At 39.4% G+C, this 8657-nt stretch carries 8 protein-coding genes; 3 read left to right on the top strand and 5 right to left on the bottom strand.

Annotation, left to right across the window (positions count from 1 at the left end):
- Nucleotides 1–37: 37 nt before the first annotated feature.
- The 4 genes from purN to fraC all read right to left on the bottom strand — a co-directional run bounded on the left by purN (nt 38) and on the right by fraC (nt 3242).
- Entirely contained in the window at nt 38–685 is a 648-nt protein-coding gene (gene purN, locus FJR37_RS16750) for a phosphoribosylglycinamide formyltransferase (protein ID WP_168466584.1), read from the bottom strand.
- Nucleotides 686–857: 172 nt separating this feature from the next.
- Nucleotides 858–1637: an ABC transporter permease gene (locus FJR37_RS16755; RefSeq protein WP_168466585.1), complete on the bottom strand. Its 780-nt coding sequence runs from the start codon at nt 1635–1637 to the stop codon at nt 858–860.
- Between the two features lie 16 nt (nt 1638–1653).
- On the bottom strand, nt 1654–2664 hold the full coding sequence (gene fraD / locus FJR37_RS16760) for a septal junction protein FraD (RefSeq protein WP_168466586.1): 1011 nt from the start codon (nt 2662–2664) through the stop codon (nt 1654–1656).
- Between the two features lie 41 nt (nt 2665–2705).
- Nucleotides 2706–3242: a filament integrity protein FraC gene (gene fraC, locus FJR37_RS16765; protein WP_039201975.1), complete on the bottom strand. Its 537-nt coding sequence runs from the start codon at nt 3240–3242 to the stop codon at nt 2706–2708.
- Between the two features lie 525 nt (nt 3243–3767).
- Between fraC and FJR37_RS16770 the strand changes: the two genes are divergently transcribed.
- On the top strand, nt 3768–4904 hold the full coding sequence (locus FJR37_RS16770) for a cob(I)yrinic acid a,c-diamide adenosyltransferase (RefSeq protein ID WP_027402849.1): 1137 nt from the start codon (nt 3768–3770) through the stop codon (nt 4902–4904).
- Between the two features lie 594 nt (nt 4905–5498).
- Nucleotides 5499–6599: a Holliday junction branch migration DNA helicase RuvB gene (gene ruvB / locus FJR37_RS16775; protein ID WP_039201976.1), complete on the top strand. Its 1101-nt coding sequence runs from the start codon at nt 5499–5501 to the stop codon at nt 6597–6599.
- Between the two features lie 466 nt (nt 6600–7065).
- On the opposite strand, the gene FJR37_RS16780 is transcribed toward ruvB, so the two are convergent.
- On the bottom strand, nt 7066–7422 hold the full coding sequence (locus FJR37_RS16780) for an STAS domain-containing protein (protein WP_174763441.1): 357 nt from the start codon (nt 7420–7422) through the stop codon (nt 7066–7068).
- Nucleotides 7423–7900: 478 nt separating this feature from the next.
- On the opposite strand from FJR37_RS16780, the gene FJR37_RS16785 reads away from it, so the two are divergent.
- Nucleotides 7901–8530: a DedA family protein gene (locus FJR37_RS16785; protein ID WP_027402852.1), complete on the top strand. Its 630-nt coding sequence runs from the start codon at nt 7901–7903 to the stop codon at nt 8528–8530.
- The last annotated feature ends 127 nt before the right edge of the window (nt 8531–8657 follow it).

The raw sequence follows: 8657 nt of genomic DNA on the forward strand, positions 1-8657 counted from the left end.
TCGCAATGACTGTAAATATTTTTGTCCAATTACTTACCTATTCCCTTTTTAACAAAGAAATTGCTATTGGTAAAATCCGATGTTCTTGGATTTGGATTCTCGCGTGTAGTGTTTCTGATGTATCATCTGGTAAAACGGGAACAGCCGCTTGAATTAAAATCTCGCCACTGTCAACTTCTAAAGAAACAAGATGTACAGTACAGCCAGTAATTTTGACTTTCGCAACTAAAGCCTGTTCTACAGCTTGCACGCCTTTAAAACTTGGTAATAAACTGGGATGAATATTAATCATCCGATTAGGAAAAGCGTCAATTAAAACTTGTGTGACTAATCGCATCCATCCCGCCATAATCACGAATTGTACATCATACTGCTGTAATGTTTGGGCAACTTTATGATCAAATTTTTGACGATTTTTGTAGTCTCGATGATTTAACAATACAGATTCTACACCCCAATTTTTAGCCCTAACTGCTGCTTTTGCATCAGGATTGTTGTAAATTAGAACTTGAATTTGGGCGTTAATTTTACCATCGGCAATAGCTTGGGCAATTACTTCAAAATTACTACCATTGCCAGAAGCCATAATTCCTAGTTTCAAAGGCTGATTCGAGGAAACTTGGTGATGATAAATATCGGGATAAATGAGACTGTCAGTAGTATTTATTGGGGAATCGTAAATCATAGACAATAATTATTTTAACAAAATTTTTGAAGGTCGAGAGTTTCAGATCCCCGACTTCTCTAAGAAGTCGGGGATCTTGTTAATAATCATCTAAATCAAATTAATCAAACAAATCATAGTTCAGACGTTTTTCTGATTTATTAATCAAACAAATCATAGTTCAGACGTTATTTTAAAATTCTCGTCTTAAAAAGATAAGAATGGCGATCGCTAACAACATAAAACTGTAAAGTAAACTATAACCTGCATTGGTAACTAATGTGATTGGATCAGGTAGTGCTTGCAAACCGTAAACAGCATCATTCTTTAAATCTAATCTAGATAAATCTGGCAAAATTAGATATAAACTTTGGGTAATGCGTTCCATACCAGGATTCTGACTTAATTTACCTAATGCCACTAAATCTTGAGTAACATTCCCCATTAAATACACTGCAAATGTTAGGGCTGTGGCTATTAGTGAACTGGTAAAAACGCCCAAAGTAATGGCTACGGCAGTAATTAAACATAATTGCAAAAATAAGAATAGCGTAGCCAGAAAAATGCTAGTAATTGGATAGGATACTTGACCAACTTGTAAGAATCCTAAATAAATTATTGTCATTGCAGTAATGAGGACACCGATAACTGCTGATAACCCTAAATATTTACTAGCAATAAATTCACTGCGGCTGATGGGTTTGGCAATTAATACTAAAATAGTGCGTTTTTCAATTTCTTTGTTAACTAATCCTGTGCCGATAAATATAGCGACAATTAAACCAATGACGTTCATTGTTGCCAAACCAAAGTCCAAAAATATTTTATTACTGGTGGTGCCGGCAAATTCGGGAATGGCACGGAAGGCAATAGCCAGGATGATAGCATAAAAACCGATGATGTACAGAATGCGATCGCGGATCACTTCCTGAAATACATTCTTAGCCATGACGACAGTTCTAATTACATTCATAGTAATTACTTCTTCCTTATTGTTGTGCTGGTGGAGAACCCATGATAAATTTACTTGTGCGATCGCAAGTCAGACGGGCAACGGTATTTTTATTATCTGTTTGTTTACCAGAGTTAGATGGTTCTATCAAACAAGATTTTTTCCAGTAATATCCTTGAGAGTTGGCGCTGGGACCCCCCCAAATTGTCAAAATATCTAGCCTATATCCAGACTTGATATTGACTACACGGGGTTCAACTCGCCATAGTAGTCTTTCTTGAGATTTACCTAAATTACTATTAATCGTTCTTTTCCCTAAGTTGCCTAGTTGCTGATTAGCTTCTAGTAACCATTTTTCTACTTCACCCCAAGGTTTATTGGCAAGTTGTTGATTAACTAAAGGTTGTAATTTATTTAAGATAAAATCACCAGTTTTTGGCTTTCGTGATTGTGGTTCTAATCTAATCACAAAAGCACTTTTCTGAAAATTATCTGCTCGTAAACTGGGATATTCTTTTAACCATTTATCTATCACAAAGTAAAACTGAAGCCAACAACTAATTAGCATACACCAAGCTAATAAAACTACAACTTTTTGACGATCTTGCAATTTAGGAAGTTTCGCATTTGGCAATCTCCCACCGTTGCCTTCAAAGAAGTTAGGTATGGCTGTAACTAGGGCGGCTATTGTCGGCCAAATGACTATAGTATTAAATGTTAATCCACTCTCCTGGTATCCAAAGGCAAAGACGCTCACTAAAAAGCCTGTGATTACTGCCCCAACTGGCATAAAAGTTCCGGGAATTCTTAAAGGATCGTCCGTAGTATACCAAGTTGTTCCTGCTAATAAAAATAACCAACCACAAAAGGCAATAATATCCCTAATATACCCTACAGCAAAATATGATATTCCCCAAGAAAAAACACTCAAATAGATAAATGTTTGCCATGAGTATGCTTTGGCTGGTGTCAGAAATTTTTGCACTCCTGCAAATAAATCCTGAATATATTTAAATATGCCACCTATTTCCTTCAATAAAAAGTTCATGAGATTACCTCTAATTAATGCAATGATGAATATTGATCATTTTACCGAGAGCGAATTAATATGATAAAGGTTATGGCACTGTAACTGAGTGAATTTGCTATTAATGTTGCCGTGATTAAATTAGTATTCTGCAACTTAGCTATATTCATATAACTAGCTCTTTGTTGTGAAGACATGGTTTCTGGCTGGGTGTTTTTTCCGCCTTCACCCATAAAAATGATGAGGATCTTCATCAATAAAAATTTAACTAAGAAAGTCGCTATGAAAATAGTAAATGATAATAAAATTATCATTGTACTAATGCTAGAAGCTTTAATCTTATTGAAAAATACATAATTAATCAATTCGGCTTTGATCGGGATAGGTAACATTGGTTCGACTGTGAAAAACACAATCCAGCCAATGACACTCGAAAAAACATTTAAGGCAATGGCATAAAAAATGCTGGTTCTTTTATCAAACTTTAACCATTTATGAAGAACATAGGCTTCTATGGGAATGGCAGTTAGTAAGAATAATATTTCAAAAAATATCGCCCCAATAGGCAAGATTATGGGTAGTGATAATTCATCAGACATAATGGTAACAACAAGAAAATTTTAGGAGTTAGTTATATCCCCGACTTCTTCAAGAAGTCGGGGATCTGGAGATTACGTTTTTTTGACTTAGTTGTACAGAGTATAACTGAAAGAATACGGATAAGTAGTGAGACAGAATTAATTACACAATGTCATTGCCAATGGAACGAAGTGAAATGAAGCAATTCCAAGGGTTGTGATTGCTTCCCTTCGCTCGCAATGACTGTAAATATTTTTGTCCAATTACTTAATCGGCAATTATCTCATTGTTCTGACATTTATGATCCGAGTGTGACAGGATATTTAGATTGATTTTATTAATACATCTATCAAGCTTGAATACGCAAAGATACAAACCGCCCACCGCAGGGCGGAAGTCAAAAGTCAAAAGTCAAAAATCAAAAGTCAAAACCAAGACAGGATAGGCTTTTTAATGATTTGGGATAGTTGATTTATTTATGCCCTGCCGCACTAGATTCTAGTTTCGTTAAGATAGAGAATTGCTACTTTATAGCTTTTCAAAAGATGACAAGGAACGGTATCGGTATTCGCACAGCGCAAGTCCGTTCTGAGCGGCTTACGGGTCAAATTCACGTCTATGATGGTATTGGGAAAGGTAAGTCCCAAGCGGCTTTAGGGGTGGTTTTGCGCTCTATTGGGTTGGGAATCAATACACCTAGTGATTCTAGCCGGGTTTTATTGTTGCGGTTTTTGAAAGGGCCAGAACGGGATTATGATGAAGACGGAGCGATCGCTGCATTACAGCGCGGGTTTCCCCATTTAATTGATCAGGTTCGCACGGGGAGAGCCGAATTTTTTGGTCATGATCAAATTACAGCTTTTGATCGAACAGAAGCTGCGCGGGGTTGGGATGTAGCCAAAGGGGCGATCGCTTCGGGGTTGTATTCAGTAGTTGTCCTGGATGAAATTAACCCGGTTTTGGATTTGGGTTTGCTGTCAGTGGATGAGGTAGTCAATACTTTAAAATCTAAACCCCAAGAACTGGAAATCATCACCACTGGACGCGCAGCACCGCCACAATTATTGGATATTGCGGATTTGCATTCGGAAATGAAACCCCATCACCACCCCACAGCCGCAGAACTTTTCATTGAAGGCATTGAAATTTATACAGGTGCAGGTAAGGGTAAATCTACCAGTGCTTTGGGTAAAGCTTTGCAAGCAATTGGTAGAGGCATCAATCATCCTGGTTCTACTCGTGTATTAATTATGCAGTGGCTCAAAGGCGGTAGTGGTTATACTGAAGACGCGGCGATCGCCGCCTTACAACAATCCTATCCAGAAATTGTAGATCATCAACGCTGTGGACGGGATGCCATTGTTTGGCGAAATTCTCGTCAAGATTTAGACTATATAGAAGCGGAAAGAGGTTGGGAAATTGCCAAAATAGCGATCGCCTCTGGTGTCTATAAAACGATTATTCTCGATGAACTCAATCCCACCGTTGATTTAGAATTGTTACCTGTTGATCCCATTGTTCAAGCCCTGCTACGCAAACCCCGCGATACAGAAGTGATCATCACAGGTCGCTGTCAAAACCAACCCGCTTATTTTGATTTAGCTAGTATTCACTCTGAGGTTTACTGTCATAAACACTATGCAAATCAAGGCGTAGAATTGAAGCGCGGAGTTGATTTCTAAAGATACAGCGGTTTTCAGTTAGAGAACTCCACAAAAAAGATGAACTGCTTGCAGCAGCGCTAGTTCCCTCCGGGACGCTCTCGCGTTCGCTATCCAATCTTGTGGGATGGGCATCTTGCCCGTCCTTGTATTATTAGCAGGCTTTTCGGCCTGCACCACAAGAAATTTTGGGATATTTTTTTAATTAGAAGTCTCTTATATGAGTTACATCTTAGCCCCCTCTCGAAGAGCGGGGAGGGGTTTGGGGGTGGGGTCATTGGACTTCATAACATCGGTAAGTGCTGTATGGGCAGGGTTTTCCCGTCCTCATTTTCCTATTCCCTCTTTGTCCAATTAGCTTTGAAACCATCAAAAAGCTATCACTTTTCCCGATTCGAGACTATTCTTATCTCCTTCTGATTCTTCCTCCTGACTCCTGACTGGGCGCAGGCCCTGCGCCCCTACCTCCTGACTCCTAGCCCTCAATTTATTAATAGTAAATTTACAAAATTAAATAAATATCTGTATTCTCAAGGAACCCCAAATATCCTATACTGAATCTTACCTATGAATAACTAAACCCCCATTTCTGTACTTCTGAAATCCCTGAAAATTATGGCGATTATCTCCTCCAAAAAACAGCCTCCAGAACCCAACGGAGAACCCAAAAAGCAACGGGAATCAGCCAAAGTACCCCCCGCAGAAAATCTGCTGCAATCAGAAGCTGCCATTAATGAACAAGGGAAACCAGAAGAAAGTATTCGTCCCCAGCGCTTTGCTGATTACATTGGACAAAAGGATTTAAAGGATGTCTTAGATATAGCCATTAAAGCCGCTAAATCTAGGAACGAAGTCATGGATCATTTGCTGTTGTATGGACCACCAGGTTTAGGTAAAACCACAATGGCGATGATTTTAGCCTCAGAAATGGGGGTAAGTTGCAAAATTACCAGCGCCCCAGCTTTAGAACGACCACGAGATATTGTGGGGTTATTGGTGAACCTGAAACCAGGAGATGTGTTATTTATAGATGAAATTCATCGTTTATCACGGATGACAGAGGAAATTCTTTATCCAGCAATGGAAGATTGTCGCCTAGATATTACAGTAGGTAAGGGTTCTAGTGCCAGAATTAGAAGTATACCTTTGTCTAAATTTACCCTAGTCGGGGCAACAACCCGCGTCGGAGCTTTAACTTCCCCATTGCGCGATCGCTTTGGCTTAATTCAAAAGTTGCGTTTTTATGAAGTCGCCGAACTTACTCAAATTGTGGTTCGCACTGCCGAATTATTACAAACTTCAGTTAATTTAGACGGGGCTACAGAAATAGCCAAACGTTCACGAGGAACACCAAGAATAGCTAATAGACTACTAAAAAGAGTTCGTGATTATGCAGAAGTAAAATCTTTTATAGAAATAAATGAAACTGTAGCAGCGGAAGCATTGCAGCTATTCCAAGTTGATCCTTGCGGTTTAGATTGGACAGATAGAAAAATGCTCAGTGTGATTATTGAAAACTTTAATGGTGGTCCAGTCGGTTTAGAAACCATTGCTGCTACCACTGGGGAAGACACCCAAACCATTGAAGAAGTTTATGAACCATATTTAATGCAAATAGGTTATTTAAGTCGGACACCCAGGGGGAGAATAGCCACTAAAGCAGCCTATCAACACATGGGTTTTAAACCCCCTAATGAGCAGTTATCATTACTGTAGCCTAAGATCCCCCACTTCTCTAAGAAGTCGGGGATCTAGAGAAGTCGGGGATATTAAAAGATTTGACACTCCCCGGTCTAAAGACGCGGGGATTCTATAGAGAGTTTCAGTCTATATCTCTCAGTTATCCCAGCTTCAGACACTGCCTTAAATATTTGGGTTCTTGCCCTGATTCTGTTTGCCATTACTGGCAGAATCATCTCTGCTTGCGGTGAGCGAAGCCGAACTGACAAGCGTAACTTTCCGAGAGTCCCCCGGTAGGTTTTCAATGTCTTTGCTGACGATTTAATTGTATCACTAATATGAATTAAAATTTGAAATTATTTCAAATTTTTAAATTAATGTCAATGCAGGATAAATCATACCTCTAGCCTTCATCCCTTTTCTAAAGCACAGATGTAGCTTCCTAAGTCAGCTACATCTTCAAGGGTTTTCGGCATTTCCCTTATAAAAATACTGATTTAGTCTAAACTCCAGTTACTACTGGCTGTTGATTAGTAACAGGAGCAAAAATATCTTCGTAACTTGGGAAAATTTCAAATACTGAATCAAGCTGGGTAAGTTCCAAAATCAACTTAACTGGAGCTTTAACGTTGCAAAGAACTAACCGACAACCGATTTGACGCGCTGATGTAAGTCCCTTGACGAGGGGGACTAATCCAGAACTATCCATGAAATCTACATTTGCTAAATCTATAACCCAGAGTTGGTGCTGCTGAGGTTTGACAGCAGCCATCTGTTCGCTCAAGACTGTACCACTATCCAGGTCTATACTACCTTGGGGTTTGAACAAAATCACTTGGCGTTCTTGTGTAAGAGTCATAAATTTAACTGAGTATTTAAAACACAAAAGAAAGGGCAAACTGACATCCATACTGTTTATAATTCAACCGCATAATGACTGTTTTCGCAAAGTTTATGAGAATTAACAGCAGCACAGTTGAAAAAAGCTTTTTCAGTATTTATGCCGTATAATTTGTTGATATGTTTTTCTAGTATAAGCATAAATTACCACTAATTTCGGTAACGAACTTATCATTATCTCAAATTATCTATAGCAATCCGGTTTGATTGGTCATTGGTCATTGGTCATTGGTCATTGGTGAAAAATATTCTTCTTTCTTCTTTCTTCTTTCTTCTTCTTCCCCCTGAACTCCTGATAGCGCAGCGTGGCGTTAGCCATACTCCTGACTCCTGAACTCCTGACTCCTGACTCCTCCTATTGCGGTTTGATTGACACCCTAGCCAAAAGCAAGCAAAGATATGGTAAAGGTAAAAATTTGTAAACTCGGTGGTGCTGGATGTCTTTTGAGCTACTTTCACTAGAAAACATCCAAGAAATTGCTCATAATTATGGTTATTTAGCAATTTTTTTGGGAATATTGCTAGAAAATTTGGGCATTCCCCTTCCTGGCGAAACCGTAACAATTGTTGGTGGTTTCCTTGCTGGTAGTAATGAATTAAATTACTGGCTGGTTCTCGGTAACGCCGTGGGGGGTGCTGTAATTGGTGGCAATTGCGGCTATTGGATTGGTAGAGTTGGTGGTTGGCCTTTTCTGCTGCAAGTTGGCAAGATTTTCCGCATTTCCGAAGTCCGACTGCTGAGTATTAAAGAGCAATTTACGGAAAACGCTGGTAAGGCTGTATTTTTTGGTCGCTTTTTTGCCTTATTGCGGATTTTTGCTTCACCACTTGCAGGTATAGCGGAAATGCCCTTTGGCAAATTCCTGATTTATAACTTAGCTGGAGCGACTGCTTGGGGTAGCGTCATGGTGACATTAGCTTTTTTCGCGGGAAGAATTATTTCCCTAGAACAATTGGTAGCCTGGGTAAGTAAATTTGCAATTTTGGCGTTACTTATTTTAGTTGCTGTGATTGCTGTACCAATTTGGTTAGAGTCCCGCGAAGTGAAACAGCAAACTGAAGAATAGGTAAGAGGTAGGGGCGCAGGGCCTGCGCCCATTCAGAAGTATGGCTAACACCACGCTTCGCTATCAGGAGTATGGCTAACGCCACGCTGCGCTATCAGGAGTTCAGGAGGAAGAAATTTCTCCCCCT

Source organism: Aphanizomenon sp. UHCC 0183, assembly GCF_009712065.1.
Classification (GTDB): Bacteria; Cyanobacteriota; Cyanobacteriia; order Cyanobacteriales; family Nostocaceae; genus Dolichospermum; species Dolichospermum heterosporum.

Excerpts from the sequence above, each read along its gene's own strand:
- purN (WP_168466584.1), bottom strand. The coding sequence starts at position 685 with ATGATTTACGATTCCCCAATAAATACTACTGACAGTCTCATTTATCCC.
- ruvB (WP_039201976.1), top strand. The coding sequence starts at position 5,499 with ATGGCGATTATCTCCTCCAAAAAACAGCCTCCAGAACCCAACGGAGAA.
- FJR37_RS16780 (WP_174763441.1), bottom strand. The coding sequence starts at position 7,422 with ATGACTCTTACACAAGAACGCCAAGTGATTTTGTTCAAACCCCAAGGT.
- FJR37_RS16770 (WP_027402849.1), top strand. The coding sequence starts at position 3,768 with ATGACAAGGAACGGTATCGGTATTCGCACAGCGCAAGTCCGTTCTGAG.
- FJR37_RS16785 (WP_027402852.1), top strand. The coding sequence starts at position 7,901 with ATGTCTTTTGAGCTACTTTCACTAGAAAACATCCAAGAAATTGCTCAT.
- FJR37_RS16755 (WP_168466585.1), bottom strand. The coding sequence starts at position 1,637 with ATGAATGTAATTAGAACTGTCGTCATGGCTAAGAATGTATTTCAGGAA.
- fraD (WP_168466586.1), bottom strand. The coding sequence starts at position 2,664 with ATGAACTTTTTATTGAAGGAAATAGGTGGCATATTTAAATATATTCAG.
- fraC (WP_039201975.1), bottom strand. The coding sequence starts at position 3,242 with ATGTCTGATGAATTATCACTACCCATAATCTTGCCTATTGGGGCGATA.